The sequence below is a fragment of the Xanthomonas sp. JAI131 genome (genome assembly GCF_013410075.1).
Classification (GTDB): domain Bacteria; phylum Pseudomonadota; class Gammaproteobacteria; order Xanthomonadales; family Xanthomonadaceae; genus Xanthomonas_A; species Xanthomonas_A bonasiae.
On sequence record NZ_JACCCN010000001.1, the window covers coordinates 22,900 to 41,604 of the forward strand.

12 protein-coding genes are annotated in these 18,705 nt (G+C 68.0%); 4 read left to right on the plus strand and 8 right to left on the minus strand.

The window, feature by feature from the left end:
- Positions 1–24: 24 nt before the first annotated feature.
- Positions 25–351, minus strand: a complete 327-nt coding sequence (traD, locus tag HDC36_RS00150; RefSeq protein WP_179563668.1) for a conjugal transfer protein TraD — start codon at positions 349–351, stop codon at positions 25–27.
- A 266-nt stretch (positions 352–617) separates the two neighbouring features.
- Here traD and HDC36_RS00155 point away from each other — a divergent pair, with 266 nt between their 5' ends.
- Complete coding sequence (locus HDC36_RS00155) at positions 618–2,228, plus strand: MobA/MobL family protein (protein ID WP_179563669.1); 1,611 nt, start codon at positions 618–620, stop codon at positions 2,226–2,228.
- 52 nt (positions 2,229–2,280) lie between these two features.
- Here the strand turns inward: HDC36_RS00155 and HDC36_RS00160 are convergent, their stop codons facing one another.
- The gene (locus tag HDC36_RS00160) at positions 2,281–2,646 is read right to left on the minus strand and encodes a hypothetical protein (protein WP_179563670.1); all 366 of its coding nucleotides are present in this window, start codon (positions 2,644–2,646) and stop codon (positions 2,281–2,283) included.
- 351 nt (positions 2,647–2,997) lie between these two features.
- Positions 2,998–3,297: a hypothetical protein gene (locus HDC36_RS00165; protein WP_179563671.1), complete on the minus strand. Its 300-nt coding sequence runs from the start codon at positions 3,295–3,297 to the stop codon at positions 2,998–3,000.
- 776 nt (positions 3,298–4,073) lie between these two features.
- On the opposite strand from HDC36_RS00165, the gene HDC36_RS00170 reads away from it, so the two are divergent.
- A complete protein-coding gene (locus HDC36_RS00170; RefSeq protein ID WP_179563672.1) occupies positions 4,074–6,002 on the plus strand; it encodes an alpha-L-fucosidase in 1,929 nt (642 codons plus the stop codon).
- A gap of 271 nt (positions 6,003–6,273) precedes the next feature.
- Here the strand turns inward: HDC36_RS00170 and galA are convergent, their stop codons facing one another.
- The 4 genes from galA to HDC36_RS00190 all read right to left on the minus strand — a co-directional run bounded on the left by galA (position 6,274) and on the right by HDC36_RS00190 (position 14,089).
- Positions 6,274–8,829 (minus strand): beta-galactosidase GalA, encoded by a 2,556-nt coding sequence (galA, locus tag HDC36_RS00175; protein ID WP_179563673.1) that lies wholly within the window; start codon positions 8,827–8,829, stop codon positions 6,274–6,276.
- The gene (locus HDC36_RS00180) at positions 8,826–10,007 is read right to left on the minus strand and encodes an arabinogalactan endo-1,4-beta-galactosidase (protein ID WP_179563674.1); all 1,182 of its coding nucleotides are present in this window, start codon (positions 10,005–10,007) and stop codon (positions 8,826–8,828) included. Before HDC36_RS00180 ends, galA begins: the two co-directional genes overlap by 4 nt.
- Before the next feature lie 22 nt (positions 10,008–10,029).
- Complete coding sequence (locus tag HDC36_RS00185; RefSeq protein WP_179563675.1) at positions 10,030–12,717, minus strand: TonB-dependent receptor; 2,688 nt, start codon at positions 12,715–12,717, stop codon at positions 10,030–10,032.
- 475 nt (positions 12,718–13,192) lie between these two features.
- Positions 13,193–14,089, minus strand: a complete 897-nt coding sequence (locus tag HDC36_RS00190; RefSeq protein WP_179563676.1) for a LysR family transcriptional regulator — start codon at positions 14,087–14,089, stop codon at positions 13,193–13,195.
- Positions 14,090–14,191: 102 nt separating this feature from the next.
- On the opposite strand from HDC36_RS00190, the gene HDC36_RS00195 reads away from it, so the two are divergent.
- On the plus strand, positions 14,192–15,199 hold the full coding sequence (locus tag HDC36_RS00195; RefSeq protein ID WP_179563677.1) for a putative sulfate exporter family transporter: 1,008 nt from the start codon (positions 14,192–14,194) through the stop codon (positions 15,197–15,199).
- Positions 15,200–15,493: 294 nt separating this feature from the next.
- Complete coding sequence (locus tag HDC36_RS00200) at positions 15,494–16,504, plus strand: cation diffusion facilitator family transporter (protein ID WP_179563678.1); 1,011 nt, start codon at positions 15,494–15,496, stop codon at positions 16,502–16,504.
- 120 nt (positions 16,505–16,624) lie between these two features.
- Here HDC36_RS00200 and HDC36_RS00205 read toward each other — a convergent pair whose 3' ends face one another.
- The gene (locus tag HDC36_RS00205) at positions 16,625–18,688 is read right to left on the minus strand and encodes a 3-hydroxyacyl-CoA dehydrogenase NAD-binding domain-containing protein (RefSeq protein ID WP_179563679.1); all 2,064 of its coding nucleotides are present in this window, start codon (positions 18,686–18,688) and stop codon (positions 16,625–16,627) included.
- Positions 18,689–18,705 lie beyond the last annotated feature (17 nt).

Consider the following 18,705-nt stretch of genomic DNA (forward strand, 5'->3'; position numbering starts at 1 on the left):
AAGTGCGAGCGCTGAAGAGCCAGGTCAGTGCCTGATTTGGCTGTCTTCTGCGTCTGCCATTGTCAGCCGCAAGGTCCCGCGCGAACGTGCTTGGTTGCGGACATCATGGTCATTGCGGCTTTCTACATAGCTCAACAGCGTGCCGACCAACTCAGCATCCTCCAGCGTTTCGGCACCGGCCAAGAACACAAGCTCTGCGACCCGCGTGCGTCGCTTGGCCTCTTCGCGGCGTTGCGTTTCCTTCGCCTTTACCGCTTGGCGCTGGCTCGCTAAAAGCTCGCGTGCTTGAAGCTGCGCCAGTCGTTCGGTAGCTCGATGGATTCGGTCGTGGTAGTGATTTGTCGCGCTCATCTGATTTCTCCTCTGCTTGCTTACGAGTCAACCAGAGAAATGGCTCTCGTCAAGTTCGTGCCGGATTGAAAATTTTGGCCCCCTCGAAATCGAAAAGATCTGAAAAACAAGGCTTAAAAGAAAGAAGCAAGAGCGCACCTAGGCGTTCCTGCGGAACGCGTGCGCAAAGGGCTTTGCCCCTTGAACCCCAAGCGCCGGCGGCGCTTGCGAAAATCCAAAGCCGAGGCATAAACCAAGCAACCCCACTGCTTCGGAGCCGCCGCCTCATGGCCATCTACCACGCCAACGTAAAAACCTTCAGCCGCGCCAAAGGACATTCGTCCATTGCTGCAGCTGCCTATCGCGCTGGCCTGCTTCTCGAGGACGAGAAGACCGGGCAGCGCCACGACTACCGCCGCCGAGACGGCGTCGTCGAAACGCGCTGCATCGCCCCCGAGGACGCGCCCGACTGGGCTTTTGTCCCCGCCCAGCTCTGGCCGGCGGTGGAGGCTGCTGAGCGTCGCAAAGATGCGACCGTCGCCAGGGAGTTCGAATTCGCGTTGCCCCACGAGCTCAATGAGGCGCAGCGATCGGCGCTGGCCATGGAGGTCACCCGTGCCTTGGTCGGGCGCTATGGCTTTGCTGCCCAGGCCAGCATCCACAGCCCGGGCTCCAAGGACGGGCTGAACTGGCACGTCCACGTTCTGACCACGACGCGGCGCATCGGGCCGGACGGTTTTGTAGACAAAACGCGTGAGCTCGACGGTGGGCCTTCGGGCAGGACCGAGGTGCAGTGGGTGCGCGAGTTGATCGCCACGACCATCAACGCCTACCTCGAGGCGGCTGGCCTAGGAATCCAAGTGGACCACCGCAGTCTTGATGCTCAGGCCGGCGAGGCCCTGGCGCGCGGCGACTTGGTCGCTGCTGCCGTGCTCGCGCGCGAGCCGACAAAGCATGTGGGCAAGAACGCGACGGCCATCGCTCGCCGGGGCCAGGCCTCTGAGCGCGTGGAGTCAAACCGCCAGGTCGAAGAGGCCAACGAAGAGACCTTCCAAAAACTCATCGCCGTGTTCGAAAACGAGAGACGCGCTGCAGAGGTGCCCGACGGCCACAGCCACGAACAGGCCCAACGGGAGATCCGCCGTCCTCCCGCCGTGCTGTCCCTGCCGCTGGGCCGCGGGGCAGGGCAGATAGAGATGTCCCGCAACATGGAGGTCATCGCCCAAAGGCTGGGGCTGGTGGAGGAGAGCGCTCCTGGGGCGCCACGCCCAGAGCCGCTTTCCATCCCGGCGCTCGTTGCCGAGCTTGCCCAGGAATGGGGAGCGCTGCGCTACGAGGGCGTTGCACGGGCGCTCCATGCCACCCGCCAGCTCTTGGCCTGGGCGGCCGAGCGCGCTGCGGCGTTCGCTGAGCACACGCGGTTCCGCACGGACGTATTGGAACTGGCCCGGCGGTTGCGTCGCTTCAAAGCCAGCCTGACGAGGTTCGGACGGCGCCTGCAGGCCGAGCAACGCGCGTCCAAGCTCCGCCATCTGGCGGAGCGGTCCTGGGAGGAGTTCACCGTCAACCATCCTCAGCCCGGCACGTCGTGGTCGGAGCAGGCCTGGAAGCAACGGCGGGCATGGCGATTGAGCACCTTGGAGAAGCGGACGGCCGAGCTGGCCGCCGCGCGGGATCGGGTCACCCCGCAGCAAAAAGCCTTCTGCGATCAGGAGGCCGAAGAGAGTGGTCGCCATCTGGAGGCCTGGAGCCAAGAAATGCTCGAGCGCTATCCCCTTGAGCTCGACCAACCGCTGGTCTTCGGCGCCCAGGACGCTCAACCCGATGCGCTCTACGACCCGTCGGCCCCGGACCTTGCGCCGAGCGGCCCCCGTCCACCGCGCCCACGCCTCCACTGAAACAACGGTGCCCCGCTTGCGGGGCACTTTGTTGTTGGGTTGGCTGTGCGTATCAGTGAAGCGTCGGCTTCTTCTTGTTCGCCACCGGATCCGGGGCTGCCTTGTGGCGGCGGTTCTTGCGCCACTCTTCGACGGACGGCATGTCGCGCACCACGATCGCCTCCCGGGTTCGAATCTCTTGCAGGCGCGGTGCTTGCGGTGGCGATGATGGTGGCGGCGTCGGCGCGGGTTTGGGCGGGGCATAGTCGTGGGCGGAAGGCGCGGCGTTGCCTCCGCCGTGCTGGCGCAGCATTTCGGCGGCCACGTCCAGCGCATGTCGGATGTCGTCGATGCGGTCGGACAGGCGGCAATGCCGCTCCTGGCAAAGGAGCCCGGTGATGAGACGACTGGCGATATGAAGCGTGAGTTCGGACTGCATGGATGCTCCTTGGAGCCTGTGGGGGAGCCCTCATCCAAGCACCAAGCCGCCATACCGCAAGCGCAAATTCCTGCGCTATTTCACAAATATTAATAGGCGCCGCAAAGTTGGCTTTCCCATGTCCATGGATGCCTAGAAGGGGTCAGACGACGGTCAAGGATCGGCAATCTCAGAGATGCGTCCAGTCGACGCTCCAATTTGAGTGGCTCTCGTTGACTTGTTACACAAAGTTTTCAGGCTATTCGATTACCAAACGCAAAGCTTGCTCTAGCGAGACGGCTGCCGACTTTGTGGTCCGCTGGCTTCGCTTTGCAAAATGGCGGAGGATCGAGATCCTCCGCCAAAGTCTTTCTACCCCGGATATAGGGGCGACAGCTTCTGCCAGTTGTCGACAACCCATTCTGTCACTGTGGCGCGCCCCGGGGCTGTGGACTTGAAGTGCTCTTTAAGCATCCACTCCACGATCAGACGCGTTTTCACAGGCAAGTCGGCTCCCTTCTCTCCTGTGAGCTTATTGAGATAAAGCAGCATCTCGTATCCCTCATTGCGGCTGAGATGATGAGCGTCTTTTTCTATGAGCTTTGGGTTGTCACCTTCAGAAACTTTCCAGCTGTATTCGTAACGCAGATCGGAACGCTTGAGTGCAGGCATGGCTGGGAACTCCTTGGATCCGGACTGGATCACCAAGCACATGAGGTCGACCAATATTCCATTCAATGGATGTTCACAATTGCGCTCTATGTCCTGAAGGGAGCGATGGGTCGCTTGTTACCGTTGGCGACCATCAGATGCCTCAGAAACCTTGACGGCGTGTTGCGACAATGTTGCGACGTGAAGCTCCCAAGATGAGGCGTCATTCTTTATCGTTGCTGCACAAGGCTTCCAGTGCATATGATCCCGCTGCACCCTTTCTGCTTCATCAGCGGGGTGTGCTCCGCTGCGCTTCCGGGAGCTTGGGGTTTTTCTCGATTTTGCATCTGATTCAATGGTTTAAGGAATTTCAGGTCGGCGGGCTGTGGGCAAGTATGGACGTGTGCAACCAGCAAAGGACAGGGCGGCGCGGCTTCAGCCTGGCTCCATGGCCCCACGCGCCACCTGCCGATCCACTGTGGAGCTCCGGGTGCCGCTTCGTTTCCATGGAAACTTGCAGGAAGGCCAATCGGGAGGCAAGGAATGTCCGGTCGGTGTGCAGTACGTGCAATGCCGAGTCCATGCCAAGTGCGGTCGAGTCGTCTGGGCGTCAGCTGCAAGTGTCCGTGGAAACGGGGATCGGCGACAGCGCGCAGTCAATCTCCAATCATGCGGCAAAGGATCGCCACACGGATTGACCTTTTCCTCATTGCACGCCCTTCCGCAGCTTCGTGGGGCGGACTCTTTCGCTATTGGAAAAGCTAAGATCGAAACTTGTGCAGAGCCGGAGGCGCTTAATGATCGATCGTCGTACCTTTCTTGCCACGGGTGTTGTGGCCGTCGCCGCAGGTTTCAGCGCATCCGCCGCGCAGCTCGCGGCTGCGCCGCGCCCGAAGGGGCCGGCGCCGTGGGGCGCCGTACCCAGCGCGCGGCAGCTGCGGTGGCATCGGTGGGAGCAATACGCCTTCGTGCATTTTGCGATGAACACCTTTACCGACAAGGAATGGGGCTACGGCGACGAAGATCCGCGCAAATTCGATCCCAGCGATTTCTCCGCCGATCAAATCGTCGCCGCGGCCAAGGCCGGCAATCTGAAAGGGATCATCTTTACCGCCAAGCACCACGACGGGTTCTGCCTCTGGCCGACACGCCTGACCGAGCATTGCATTCGCAATTCGCCCTACAAGAACGGCAAGGGCGACATCGTCGGCGAAATGGCCGCGGCGTGTCGGCGCGCCGGCCTGGCCTTCGGCATCTATCTGTCGCCCTGGGACCGCAACCACGCCGAGTATGGCCGCCCCGGCTATCTCGACTATTTCCGCAAGCAGATCGTCGAACTGTGCACGGGCTACGGCGACTTGTTCGAGTTCTGGTTCGACGGCGCCAATGGCGGCGACGGCTACTACGGTGGAGCGCGCGAAACGCGCAAGATCGATGCGCCCGCTTACTACAACTGGCCGCGGATGATCGAGCTGGTCCACCAGCACCAGCCGATGGCCTGCACCTTCGACCCGCTCGGCGCCGACATCCGTTGGGTCGGCAATGAAGACGGCGTCGCCGGCGATCCGTGCTGGCCGACCATGCCCAATGCGCCTTACACCCAGGAAAACGGCAATGCCGGCGTGCGCGGGGCGGCGCTGTGGTGGCCGGCCGAAACCAACACCTCGATCCGCCCGGGCTGGTTCTACCATGCCGACGAGGACGGCAAGGTGCGCAGCCCGGAGAACCTGGTGCGCTATTTCGACACCTCGGTCGCGCGCGGCACCAACATGAACCTCAATCTTCCGCCGGACCGGCGCGGCCGCATCGCCGACCACGACGTCGCGGTGCTGCAGAGCTTCGGCGACGCGATCCGCGCCAGCTTCGCCATCGATCTGGCCAAGGGCGCCAAGGCCAGCGCCAGCGCGTCGCGCGGTCCCGGCTTCGAGCCGGCGCGCGTGCTCGACCGCCAGCCGGACAGCTACTGGTCCACGCCGGACGACGTCACCACGCCGACGCTGACGCTGGAACTGTCGGCGCTGCGCAGCTTCGATTTGATCCGGCTGCGCGAATACCTGCCGCTGGGCGTGCGCGTCACCCGCTTCGCGATCGAAGCCGAGGTCGATGGGCAATGGCGGCGGTTGGCCGAAGCGCAATGCATCGGTGCACAACGGATCCTGCGGCTCGATGCCGCGGTCACTGCGCGCCGCGTGCGTCTGCTCGTGCTCGAGGCGCCGGTCTGCCCGGCGATCAGCGAATTCGCGCTGTTCCGCGCGGTTGCGCCGGTTGCGGTCGCGCGGCCGACGGCGAACGCGCCGGACGTGCTGTCCACCGCGGGTTGGCGAATCGTCGAGGCCAGCGCGCCGGGGGCGGAGAAGTTGCTCGACGACGATGCCGGCACGATCTGGATCGCGCCCGCGCCCAAGCCGGGCCATCCCGCGCAGGTGACCATCGACCTCGGCGCGCTGCGCCAGGTCGCCGGCTTCAGCCTCACGCCCTCGCGCGCGGTGCTGAACGGCGCGGCGCCACCGAAAGGCTATCGCGCCGAAAGCAGCGAGGATGGCCAGCACTGGCAGCCGGCCGGCGCCGGCGAATTGTCCAATATCGCCTATGCGCTCTCGACCCAGCGTCTGAATTTCCCCGAGGTCCGCCAGATCCGCTACCTGCGGCTGTCCTTCGCCGAAACGGCGGTGCCCGCCGAGCGGCTGGCGATCGCCGGGATCGGTGCATTCTCGCGCTTGCGGTGACGGCTCGCGCTCCCTCACCGCATGCGCGGTGGGGGTAGCGCATCGCTGGGGCGACGCAGCTTCACGGGCTTGGAGATGCCCGAGCCGGCGAGGATCGGCTTCGGAGTGAAGCGTCGGCGATGTCACCCCAGCGTGCGTCGCCATCGCGCCGACCACGGCATGGGCGGGCCTTGGGTGGTGCGCCTGGGCGTCTGCGCAGGAGGGACGTCGGGAGCGCCCGGCGCCCGCTGTGCGCGCGCCGGCGTGGATTCTTAAAAAAGACGCGCCCGCGTCAGGCCACGAACGGCCGCACCTTGGTTCGCACGCTCTTCAGCGCCAGTCGCGCTGGCGCCAGCCCAGGCGCGGTCGCTTCCAGCACCAGAGTGCCCGCCGTGCGCGTGGTCTGCAGCAGCGCCATGCACAGTCCGTTGAACGCGCGGCGGCTGTCGCCCTTGTCGTTCTCGTGGCTGGCCGGATCGCCGTTGCCCAGGCCGATCAGCCGACCCGCACCGCGCACGACGAAGCGCACGGCGGTGTCGGCGGTCGGGACGACGCGGCCTTGCGCATCGACGATCTCGACCGCAACCACGGCGACGTCCTCGGCGTCGGCCAGCAACTCGGGGCGGTCGCTGCGCAGGCGTATCGCGGCAGCTGCGCCGACGGTCGCGCGGGTCTGCACCAGCACCTGCTTGCCGTCGCGATAGCCGCGCGCCTCGATGGTGCCGGGCGCGTACTTGACCCGCCATTCGACGTGGCCGTAGGCGGGCACCTGCTGCAGGCCCTGGCTGGCGCCGTTGACCAGCAGCTCCACCGCGTCCAGGTTGCTGTGGCACCAGACGTCGACCATGCCGTTGTCGCGTTCGTCCAGCAGGCCGTCCCAGTTCCAGTGCGGGAACAGGTGCAGCACCGGCTCGCGCGTCCATTGCGCGCGGTAGTACCAGTAGTTGTCCTTGGGGAAGCCGCAGCTGTCGAGGATGCCGAACTGCGAGGCCACGTTCGGCCAGCGGTTGTACGGAGTGGGTTCGCCGCGATAGTCGAAGCCGGTCCAGACGAAGCCGCCGGCGATGTACGGCCGTTGCGCGACGTAGCTCCACCAGGCTTCGGCGCTGCTCGCCCACCACGGGTAGTCGAGGTCGTAGGCGCGGGCGTAGCCGCGCGCGTCGTCGGTGCGGTAATTGCCGCGCACGCCGACGGTGCTGCCGGTTTCGCTGCCGTAGATCGGGATGCCGGGATGGCGCGCGTGGAAGGCGTCCATCTGCGGGGTGCGGTAGTTGAAGCCGACCACGTCCACCACCTGGCCGACGCCGTCGTCGAAGCCCTTGTCCATTGCGAAGGTGGTGGGGCGGGTCGGATCCAGGCGCCGCACCAGTTGTTGCATGCGCGCAACGATGCGTGCGCCGCGCGCGGTGACCATCTGCGGTTCCTCGTTGCCGAGCGACCACAGCATCACGCAGGGATGATTGCGGCCGCGCCGCACCATCGTTTCCAGTTCCGCCAGCGCCTCGCTGTCGGAAGACATGCGCCGGGTCTCGTCGATGACCAGCAGGCCGAGGCGGTCGCACAGCTCCAGCACTTCCGGCGCGGCGGGGTTGTGCGAACTGCGGTATGCGTTGCAGCCCATCGACTTGAGCTGGCGCAGGCGCCATTCGTGCAGGCGTTCGGGGATGGCGGTGCCGACGCCGGCGTGGTCCTGGTGGTTGTTGGTGCCGTGCAGCTTGAACGGCGCGCCGTTGAGCAGCAGGCCGCGCTGCGGGTCGAACTGCAGGCTGCGCACGCCGAAGCGCGTGCGCAGCGCGTCGCAGGCGCGGCCGTCGCTGTGCAGGTGGGTGGTCAGGGTGTAGCGCTGCGGCGTGTCCGGCGACCACAGCGCCGGCGTGCCGAGATCGAGCGCCTGTTCGACGCGCTGCACCACGCCCGGCGCCACGGTGACCTGCGCGCTGGTCGCGCGCGCGACGATGCGCCCGTCCGGCGCGCGGATCACCGAGGTGACGCTGCAATTGCGCGCTTCGGCGCCGCTGTTGCCGAGTTCGGTGCTGACCAGCGCCTGCGCGGCGCCGCCTTGCCACGGGCTGCGCACGAACACGCCGTCCAGCGGCACGTGCAGCGCATCGGTCTTGCGCAGCCACACGTGGCGATAGATGCCCGCGCCCTCATAGAACCAGCCTTCGCCCAGGGTGGCGTCCACGCGCACGGCGATGATGTTGCGCTTGCCGTAGTCGAGCACGTCGCTGAGATCGACCTCGAAGCCGCAGTAGCCGCTGCCGTTGCGGCCGACGATATGGCCATTGCAGAACACGATGCAGTCGCGGAACACGCCGTCGAATTCCAGGCAGATCCGCTTGCCTAGATCGTCGGCCGGAATCTCCAGTTCGCGCCGGTACCAACCGATGCTGGTCTGCGGCTCGTTGCGGCCGAGCGGCTTGTAGCCGTGCGCCGCTGCGGGATCGTCGACCAGGATGCTGGCGGAGGCGGGATCCTGGCGCGGCGGCAGCGCCACCGCCCAGTCGTGCGGCAGATCGATCGCGTCCCAGCGGCTGTCGTCGAAACCGGGCAGGGCCGCGTCGGCGGTGTCCTTGCCGGCCTTGGCGTAGGTGCGCTGGAACGTCCCGAAGTTGAAGTCGCGCGCCGGATCGTCGGCATGGCCGAAGTGGAAGCGCCAGCCGAAGTCGCACAGCAGGCGTTCGCGCGGTGCCGGCGCATCCTCGTCCCAGGTCAGCGCCGGACCTGCGCCGGTGGCGCTCGCGGCCAGCGCTGCCGGCGCCAAGGCCGCCGCCGCGCCGGGAACGGCCACCTGGACGCCGCCGGCGACCAGCGAGCGCAGCAGGTCGCGTCGGCTCAGTTCGATCATGGTTGCGGGTCCTTTACCTGCGGCGTCGCCGCCGCGTCTGTCCTGGCCTGCGGCGCAGGCCGGTAGGCGTGGCGCATGAAGCCGATGCCGGGCAGCAGCTCGTTGCCGTGCGCGAAATCGAAGAAGCTGGCGTTCTCCCACGACGAGCCGGTGCCCCAGCGAGTCTTGCAGCTGCTGCTGGTCCAGGCCGGCTCCCAGTACACGACGCCGCTGCCGCCGTTGTCGATCACCAACTGGGTGAGATCGACCAGGTAGTCCAGTTGCCCCTGCGGGGTGGCCGGGTAGCCGGCGATGAGCGAGTCCTCGCCCAGCAGGTTGTGCGAGGTGTCGCCGCTGGCCAGCGTCCACGGGTAGGCGGTCTCCACCACCATCACTTCGGCGGGGTAGCGGCTACGCAGGCGCTTGATGGTGGCGCCGAGCCCGGCCAGCGATTCGCTGGACCACTTGCGGTAGTAGCTGATGCCGATGAAGTCGAAGTCGCGCACGCCGGCCTTGCTGGCCGCGGCGAACCACGGTTCCACGTTCTCCGGCTGGGCGATGTGCAGCATCACCTTCGGCTTGATCGCCGAACGTGCGCCGGCGTCGCGCACCGCCTGGATGCCGGCGCGCAGCAGCTTGGCGTTGCGCGCCCAGTCGATCGGCCGCCGCTTGTCCCACGGCTGGCTGTCCATCAGGTCCGAGTTGCTCTCGTTGCCGACCTGCACCAGCTCCGGCATCAGCCCCGCGCGGTCGAGCGCGCTCAGCGTGTCGTAGGTGTAGCCGTACAGCGTGCGCGCCAGTTCGTCCTGGTCGGTGATCGCGGCCCAGGCCTTGGGGATCAGTTGCTTCTCGCCATCGGCCCAGTCGTCGGAGTAGTGGAAGTCCAGCAGCACCTGCATGCCCTGCGCACGCGCGCGGCGGATGGTCTTCTTGACGTCGCTCAGGTCGCTGTAGCGGGTCCAGCGCGCATCGTTCCACAGGCGCACGCGCACCAGATTGGCGCCGTGCGCATGGAACAGGACGAACGGGTCCTGCACCGCGCCGTGCTCGCGGTACTGCACGCCGCAGTCCTCCATTTCGTTGACGTAGGACAGGTCGGCGCCCAGGTACAGCGGACCGGCGCCTGCGGCGGCGGAGACTAGGGCGGCGGCGAGGGCCAGCGCGAGCGCTGGCATCCAGTGACGGCGTATGTGCGGCATGCGGTACCTGCGGCAGAAGGGCTCAGAACGTGTAGGTGGCTTCCAGCGCGAAACGGCGGCCGAACAGCTGATAGCCGCCGTCGTCCTGGTTGGCCAGGCGGTTGCGCTTGTTGTCGCTGTAGGCGCGCAACGGCTCGTTGGTCAGGTTGCCGACCTGGAACTTCAGCCCCAGGTGCTCGCTGAAGCGCCAAGCCAGGCTCAGGTCCACCGTGCCTTCGCTTTCCAGCCGCGCCAGGCGTGCGGCGTTCCAGCCGTACACCACGGTGTAGGGGCTGTGGTACTTGTAGCCCACGCGCGCTTCGAACTTGCTGTTGCTGTACCACAGGTCGAAGGTGCCGGTGTTGCGCGCCAGGCCGCTGAGCGGCAGCGGATCGTCGGCCGGCGAGAACTCGTGCAGGCTGGACTCGACGTAGGAATAGTTCGAGTAGACGCCGAAGTTCTCCATGTGCGGGATGAAGAAGAACGGGGTCTGGAAGGTCAGTTCGGCGCCGTTGATGTAGCCGCCGCCGCCGTTGAACGGGCCGCTGATCAGGTAGTCGCGGCCGTCGATGGTCTCGTGCTGGGTCTTGTAGCCGATGCTCGAGTCCACCCACTTGCGGTACAGCGCCAGCGCGGCCAGCGCTTCCTTGTGGAAGTACCACTCGTAGGACAGGTCGAGCTGGGTGGCGCGGAACGGATTCAGTTGCGGGTTGCCGCCGCTGCCGGTGAGCTGGCCGACGGTGGTGTTGGGGTCGTCGAGCGCGCGGCCGGTGCGCAGTTCGTCCAGCGGCGGCCGCGCGATCACCTTGGCCACCGAGAAGCGCAGGATGCGCTCGTCGTCGAGCAGGAAGTTGAGCGTGGCGCTGGGCAGCACGTCGGTGTAGTCGTTGCTGGCGCTGCTGGGCTGGACCACGCCGCCGACGGTGTCGTAGCCGTCGCTGGTGGTGTCGGTGTGGACCGCGCGCACCCCGATGTTGCCGGTGACGTCGATGCCGAACCATTGCGAACTGAACACCGCCTTGGCGAAGGCTTCGCGCACGTTTTCCTTGACGTTCCAGTGGTCCAGCAGCTGTTCGGTGTTCAGGCCCGGATCGAAGCCGCCGAAGCCGAGCCTGGCGATCGCGTCCAGATCGCCGCCGGTCAGCGTCGGCACGTTGAGGTCGGGCATCTGCACCGGATGGATCAGGTCCTGGTAGGCGGAGATCGGCTGGTCGTAGCCGGACTGGAAGCTGGTGAAGTGGCGGTTCTCCTTCTCGCGCCGCGCCGCGCGCGCGCCGAACTGCAGCGCGGTGATCGGCGAATCGGCGATCGTGCGGCTGGCGCTGAGCGCCAGCGCCGCGATCCGGTCGCGCAGCGCCTGCGGCTCGGTCTGCCCGCTGATGCCCCATTCCGGCGTATCGGAGCTGGTGCTGATGGTGGGGGTGACGCCGTGGCGGAAATCGAAGGACACCGTGTCCGGATTGCTGCCGAAGCGCACCGCGCGCCAGTCGTTGTCGCGCTTGGCCTGCGAGAACGACAGGTCGCCGCCCAGGGTCCACACGTCGCCGCTCCACTTCGCGTTGAGGCCGCCGGCGGCGAGCGTCTTGACCTCGCTGTAGTGGCTGATGACGTGGTCCACCTGCAGGTTGGAATCGGCCAGCGTGGCGGCGACCACGTCGCCGTCGACGATGGTGTAGGACGAACCCGGGGTGGTGTAAGGGTTGCTGGCGGAAAAGATGCTGTAGCCGAGGTTGTTGAACCAGTTCTGGCGCTGGTCCTCGTCGATCTTGATCCGCGAATACAGGCCGTCGAGCTTGAGTTCGAGGTTGCCCGAGCGCCACTGCACGGTGCCCATCGCGCCGGTCCGGGTCTGTTCGGTCAGCTTGAGCTGGTCGGCCGCGCCCCATGGCGTGTAGTCGACCTTGCCGTCGCCATCGACGTCGCGCGCGTTGCTGTCGTCGGTATAGCCCCAGCTGCCGATCGAGACGCCGGCGTTCTTCTGCTTCTGGTAGGTGGCGCCGAGCGCAATGGCCAGGTTGTCGTTGAAGCGGTGGATCCAGCTGGCGCCGAGGCGGCTGCCCCACGGCGAATAGCCGTCCACGTCCTTGGCCTCGTCGTAGTAGATCGGGCCGGCGGTGCCGACGAACGTGGGGCCGGTATGGTCGAGCGGGCTGATCGTGGAGATGTCCACCGTGGCGGCGATGCCGCCGGCCACCAGGTCCGCCGACTGGGTCTTGTAGACCTTGACCGTGGAGACGATCTCGGTGGGAAACACTTCCCAGCGCACCGCGCGGTTGGGTTCGGAGGAGGCGATCTCGCGGCCGTTGACGGTGCCCATGGTCATGCGCGGACCCAGGCCGCGCACCGTGGCCAGGCTTTCGTTGCCGCGGTCGCGGGTGCCGTTGACGCCGGGCAGGCGCACCAGCGCCTCGGCCACGGTGACGTTGGGCATCTGCCCCATGTTGTCGGCAGAGATCACCTCGACCACGTGGTCGTCGAGCTGCTTGGCCTGCACCGCCTGGTCGAGGCTGGCGCGCTGGCCGATCACCATCACGTTGTCCAGGGTGACCGGTGCCTGCCCGGCATCGCCGCTCGCGGTGCCGGCCGGCGGCGCCGGATCGGCGGCGACGCTCTGCGCGTGGGCGCCGAAGCTGCTGGCCAGGGCCAGGACGATGGCCGAGCCGAGCAGCGTGCGGGCGGCCTGGTGCTGCGCGCGCCGGCAAGCCGGGCGACACTGGTGTTGAAAAGGCATCTTTGTTCCCTCCCAGGACGAAAGTTACCGAGCAAGTTGAAATGGGACCGGGCAATCCGATCCTGGCCGCGCTGGCAGGGTCGCAGGGCCTGTGGCCATGCGGACATTGCGAACGTGTGGTGCATCGCGGCCTCGCTGCGCGAGGCTTGTTGCGTTCCGGTCGCCGTCGGTGGCGGACGTGGCCCCTTGCCGCCGCTGCGATTGCCTGGAACTGGGGCGAGCATAGGAGGCGTAGCCATTCCATTCCAATGAAGCATTTTGCGTCGGCTATCTTGTTTTGGAATTGATCGCCATGTTGCAAAGCGGCATGGCGCAAGCGCTGCGGCGCTGTCGGCGGCTGCGCACGGCGCCCGCCGCGGCGGGGCAGGGCGACGCGACGCCTTCGCTGTAGCGCCTGCGCAAGACCGATGTGTGTTTGCCGACGCGGCTGCGCGCGGCGCGCCGATCGCCGCGATTGTGCCGGCGGGTGTCGGCCTCAGCCAGGTGCGTCCGTGGCGTCACCGCTGTCGAGCAGGGCCGCCGCCGCCGCCCCCAGGCTGCGTTCGCGATGGCGCAACGCGTGGAACGTGCGCGCGCCCAGCGCCGTGCCGACGCGCTGCAGGCGGCCGCTCTCCAGCCACGGCGCGGCCGCCAGCTGCGAGATCGCCGCCAGGCTGTGGCCGGCGTGCACCGCCGACAGCACCGCCTCGTTCGAGGGCAGGGTCAGCGACACGCGCAGGCGTTCCGGTGCGACCCCGGCCGCGCGCAGCGCCGCTTCGAACTCCGAACGCGTGCCCGAGCCGGCTTCGCGCATGATCCAGGTGCTGGCCTCGGCCAGCCGCGGCAGGCCCAGGCGCAGGCGTCCGGCCAGCGGATGGGCCGGCGCGGCGACCACCAGCAGGCGGTCGTGGCCGAGCGCGGACAGCTGCAACTGCGGATCGTGCACGCCGCCTTCGACGAAACCCAGTTCCGCACGTCCCTCGAGCACCGCGTGCGCCACGCTTTCGGTGTTGCCCACGCTCAGGCGGATCTGGATCTGCGGGAAGCGCGCGTGGAAGGCCATCAGCCGCATCGGCAGCCAGTAGCTGGCCACGGTCTGGCTGGCGTGCAGGTCCAGGGTGCCGCGCAGCACGCCGCGCCATTCGCTCAAGGCCAGCTCCGCGGCGCGAGTGCGCGCCAGGATCGCCTTGGCCTCCTCGAAGAACGCCGCGCCGGCGGCGGTCAGTGCGATGCCGCGCCCGACCCGGTCGAACAGCGGCACACCGTACCGGGTTTCCAGCGCCTTGATCGCGGCGCTGGCCGCCGACGGCGTGCGATGCGCGGCCTGCGCACCCAGGGTCAGGTGCTGGCGTTCGGCGACGGCGACGAACAGGGCGAGTTGTTCCAGGGTCACGGCGGGATCGTTCGATTGGGACGAACGAACTATCCGGCATTATGCGATGGAATGACAGGATGGCCGGGCGCATCCTGCCGCCACTTCGACAGGGTGGCGGCAATGTACAAGGCACGGGACAAGGGCGCGGCACTGTTGCCGGGGCTGCTGTTGGCGATCGCGGTCGCCGCGTTGGCGTCGCTGACGGAGCAGGCGCAACTGCGCTGGCTGGGCCGGCCGTGGATCGATGCGCTGGTGTTCGCGATCGCGCTCGGCACGCTGCTGCGCACCGCGTCGCATCTGCCGGCACGCGCCGACGCCGGCATCGCGTTCGCCGCCAAGCTGCCGCTGGAAGTGGCGATCGTGCTGCTCGGCGCATCGGTCAGCTTCAGTGCGGTCGGCGCGGCTGGCGGCCTGCTGCTGGGACTGATCGCCGCCACCGTGCTGCTGGCGATCGGCATCGGCTACGGCATCGGCCGCCTGCTGGGGCTGCCGGCACGGCTGGCCACACTGGTGGCCTGCGGCAATGCGATCTGCGGCAACTCGGCGATCGTCGCCGCGGCGCCAGTGATCGACGCCGATTCGGACGAGGTGGCCGCCTCGATCGCGTTCACCGCGGCGCTGGGCATCGTGGTGGTGCTGGCCTTGCCGCTGGCGGTGCCGCTGTTCGGCCTGGATCAGCGCCACTACGGCATCCTCGCCGGCATGACCGTGTACGCGGTGCCGCAGGTGCTGGCGGCGACGCTGCCGGTCGGCGCCATCAGCGCGCAGGTCGGTGCGCTGGTCAAGCTGATGCGGGTGGTGATGCTGGGGCCGGTGATGCTGCTGCTCGGGCTGACCGCCGGCCGGCCGGGCGCCGCGCGGTTGCCGCTGCACCGCCTGCTGCCGTGGTTCGTGCTGGGCTTCGTCGGCATGCTGCTGCTGCGCTCCTCGGGCCTGTTGCCGCTGGCGTTGGCGGACGCGGCGCAGCGCGTGTCGGCGCTGCTGACCCTGGTGGCGATGGCGGCGCTGGGCCTGTCGGTGAACCTGCGCTCGGTGCTGGCCTCCGGCGGCCGCGTGCTGGCCGCGGGCACGCTGTCGCTGCTGGCGCTGGCCGGCATCAGCGCGCTGCTGGTGTGGTGGCTGCCGTGACGCGCGGGATGGCCGCAGATGCTGTGCGCATGCTGCGCGCTGTCGCAGCCAGCAGGAGCGAACCGATCCCCGGAACGCATCGCGCCGCTGCGTTCGCGTGCGGCAGCGACTCCTGGCGACGGTGCGGCTGCCGCTGGATCGATCACTTCACGCTGCGTCGCCGGTAGCGGCTCCAGCGTTGCATCCGCGCAGTGGCTCAATGGGCCAGCCGCATGCAGCCGCGGTGTAATAGTCTCCGCCGCAGGGCCGATCTAAGGTGGCGCATCTTCTTCGCACGCACCGTCAGGCCAGCTCATGGGACACGACCACAGCCACGCACCGACCGAGATCCGCCACGAGAAACCCCTGTGGTGGGCGCTGGGGCTGACCGCCACGTTCCTGCTGGTGGAGATCGCCGGCGCGTTCCTGACCAACAGCCTGGCGCTGCTGTCCGACGCCGCGCACATGGCCACCGACACCCTGGCGCTGATGATCGCGCTGGTCGCGGTGCGGCTGAGCCGGCGCCCGCCCGATGCCAAGCGTACCTACGGCTACGCGCGGCTGGAGGCGCTGGGCGCGCTGTTCAATGGCGGCATGCTGTTCGTGGTCGCCGCCTACATCCTGTGGGAAGCGGTGCAACGGTTCCGCCAGCCGCAGGACGTGGCCACGGTCGGCATGCTCGGCATCGCCGCGTTCGGCCTGCTGATCAACCTGATCTCGATGCGCCTGCTCAAGGCCGGCAGCGGCGAGAGCCTCAACATGAAGGGTGCCTACCTGGAAGTGTGGAGCGACATGCTCGGCTCGGTGGCGGTGATCGCCGGCGCGCTGGCGATCCGCCTCACCGGCTGGAAGGTGATCGATCCGATCCTGGCGGTGCTGATCGGCCTGTGGGTGCTGCCGCGCACCTGGGTGCTGCTGCGCGAGGCGATCAACGTGCTGCTGGAAGGCGTGCCCAAGGGCGTGGACATGGCCGCGGTGCGCGGCTATCTGCGCGGCGTTCCCGGCGTGGAGGACGTGCACGACCTGCACGTGTGGGCGCTGGCCTCCAGCACGCCGGCGCTGACCGCGCACGTGGTGATCGCCGACGGCGCCGATGCCGACGCGTTGCGCGCGGCCCTGTGCGATGGCCTGCATGCGCGCTTCGACATCGACCACATCACCCTGCAGATGGAAGCCGGGCACTGCGGCGCAGAGCCGTGCGGCACGCCGGCGCGCGCTGCGCAGGGTGCGCGCGACGAGCATGCGGATCACGGGCACGGCCAGCACGACGATCATGGGCATCGGCACGGCCATGCGCACGGCGCGCATGGGCATTCGCATCCGTGACACGGGATCAGGCGTCTTCCCCTTCCTGTAGGAGCGGCTTCAGCCGCGACAGGATCTCTCGGTAACGCTTGTCGCGGCTGAAGCCGCTCCTACAGGGAGCGCAGAGGACGCACGGCGGATTCAGGCCACCGGCTCGCGCAGCACCGGCGAATCCCAGCCCGGGCGCGGCGCGAAGCGCTCGCCGTAGCGCGCCTGCAGGGCGCGCAGGCGCTCCAGCAGCGCGTCGGCGCCGGCCGCACGGATGTACTGGATCGGACCGCCGCGGAACGGGGCGAAGCCGGTGCCGAAGATCACCCCGGCGTCGAGCAGGTCCGCATCGGCGACCACGCCGTCGTGCAGGCAGGCCACCGCCTCGTTGAGCAGCGGCAGGATCAGGCGGTCTTCCAGATCGGCCGGCGCCTGGTAGTCCTTGTCCACTTCCGGCTTTTTCGCGCGGCCGTTTTCCCAGGCGTACAGGCCCTGGCCATCCTTCTTGCCGCGCTTGCCCGGTTCCACCGTCTGCAGCGCGGCGGGGATCGGCAGGCCCAGGAACGGCGCCAGTTCCGCGCCGACCCCGGCGGCCACGTCCAGGCCCACGGTGTCGATCAGTTCGATCGGCCCCATCGGCATGCCGAACTTCACCGCGGCCTTGTCGAGCGCCGGGCCGGGGATGCCCTCGGCGTAGGCGGTGGCCGCTTCCAGCAGGTACGGGAACAGCACCCGGTTGACCAGGAAGCCGGGCGTGCCGGCGACCGGCACCGGCAGCTTGTCGATCGCCTTGCAGAACGCGGCCAGCCGCTTCTGGTTGTCCGCGGCCAGGCCGTCGTGGCAGACGATCTCCACCAGCGGCATCTGCGCCACCGGGTTGAAGTAGTGCAGGCCGGCGAACTGCGCCGGGCGCTGGATGTGCTCGCGCAGTTCGGTCAGCGGGATCGAGGAGGTGTTGGTGCTGAGCAGCGCATCGGGCTGCATCCGCGGCTCCAGCGACTGGTACAGCTCGCGCTTGGCCTGCGGATTCTCCACGATCGCCTCGATCACCAGGTCGGCCACCGGCACGCCGTCGCCGGCCAGGTCGCCCTTCAGCCGCGCCGCCACCGCCGGGCGCTTGCTGTCGTCCTTGACCCGCTTGGCGAACAGCTCGCCGGCGCGGCTCAGCGCGCCATCGATGAAGCGCTGCTCGCGATCCTGCAGCGTCACCTCGAAACCCTTGTAGGCCGACCAGGCGGCGATGTCGCCGCCCATCACCCCGGCGCCGACCACGTGCACGTGGCGGATGCCATGGTCTTTCCCGCCCAGCGCCTTGAGCCGCTCGGTGAGGAAGAAGATGCGGATCAGGTTGCGCGCGGTCGGCGTGCTCGCCAGCTTGACCACGGCCTTGCGCTCGGCGTCCAGCCGCGCCTGGATGCCGCCGCCGCCGCTGCGCTCCCAGACGCCGATCAGCGCGTACGGCGCCGGGTAGTGTTCCTTGCGCGCCTTGCGCGCGACCTGCTTGCGCATCTGCGGCGCCAGCAGCTTGCGCGCCGGCCAGGTGTTGGTGGCCCAGGCGGTGGCGCGCTGCTTGAACGGGCGCGCGCTGCCGGTCAAGGCCAGCGCGACCGCGGTATCGACCAGCACCGCCGGTGCGGCGACCTTGTCGACCAGGCCCATCGCGCGGGCCGCCGATGCCGACACGGTGCGCCCGGTCAGCATCAGGTCCATCGCCGCGGGCGCGCCGATCAGCCGCGGCAGGCGCGCGCTGCCGCCCCAGCCGGGAAAGATGCCGAGCTTGGTCTCGGGCAGGCCGATGCGGGTGGAACCGTCGCTGGAGGCGACCCGGTAGCGGCAGGCCAGCGCGATCTCGGTGCCGCCGCCCATGCAGAAACCGTGGATCGCGGCCACGGTCGGGCAGGGCAGTTCGGCCAGTTTCTGGAAGGTGGCCTGGCCGCGGCGGATCGCATCGTTGACGGTGCCGCGGCGGTCGAATTCCTGGAATTCCTTCAGGTCCGCGCCGGCGATGAAGCCGTTGGCCTTGGCCGAGCGGATCACCACGCCCTTGGGCGGGTCGATGGCGATGCGTTCGAGCAGATCGCCCAGCTCCAGCAGCACGTCCTGCGACAGCGCGTTGACGGGCGCGTCCTGGCGGTCGAGGCTGAGCACGACGACGCCGTCGTCGCGGATATCCGCTTGCCAGTGACTGAATCGGAGCCCGTCGAAGCCTGAAAGCATGGGGAGGACCATCCGCT

What these genes read in the sequence shown, in the direction of transcription:
- HDC36_RS00160 (WP_179563670.1), bottom strand. Translation starts at nt 2,646, where the DNA reads ATGCAGTCCGAACTCACGCTTCATATCGCCAGTCGTCTCATCACCGGG.
- HDC36_RS00195 (WP_179563677.1), top strand. Translation starts at nt 14,192, where the DNA reads ATGTACAAGGCACGGGACAAGGGCGCGGCACTGTTGCCGGGGCTGCTG.
- HDC36_RS00180 (WP_179563674.1), bottom strand. Translation starts at nt 10,007, where the DNA reads ATGCCGCACATACGCCGTCACTGGATGCCAGCGCTCGCGCTGGCCCTC.
- traD (WP_179563668.1), bottom strand. Translation starts at nt 351, where the DNA reads ATGAGCGCGACAAATCACTACCACGACCGAATCCATCGAGCTACCGAA.
- HDC36_RS00185 (WP_179563675.1), bottom strand. Translation starts at nt 12,717, where the DNA reads ATGCCTTTTCAACACCAGTGTCGCCCGGCTTGCCGGCGCGCGCAGCAC.
- HDC36_RS00155 (WP_179563669.1), top strand. Translation starts at nt 618, where the DNA reads ATGGCCATCTACCACGCCAACGTAAAAACCTTCAGCCGCGCCAAAGGA.
- galA (WP_179563673.1), bottom strand. Translation starts at nt 8,829, where the DNA reads ATGATCGAACTGAGCCGACGCGACCTGCTGCGCTCGCTGGTCGCCGGC.
- HDC36_RS00170 (WP_179563672.1), top strand. Translation starts at nt 4,074, where the DNA reads ATGATCGATCGTCGTACCTTTCTTGCCACGGGTGTTGTGGCCGTCGCC.
- HDC36_RS00200 (WP_179563678.1), top strand. Translation starts at nt 15,494, where the DNA reads ATGGGACACGACCACAGCCACGCACCGACCGAGATCCGCCACGAGAAA.
- HDC36_RS00205 (WP_179563679.1), bottom strand. Translation starts at nt 18,688, where the DNA reads ATGCTTTCAGGCTTCGACGGGCTCCGATTCAGTCACTGGCAAGCGGAT.
- HDC36_RS00165 (WP_179563671.1), bottom strand. Translation starts at nt 3,297, where the DNA reads ATGCCTGCACTCAAGCGTTCCGATCTGCGTTACGAATACAGCTGGAAA.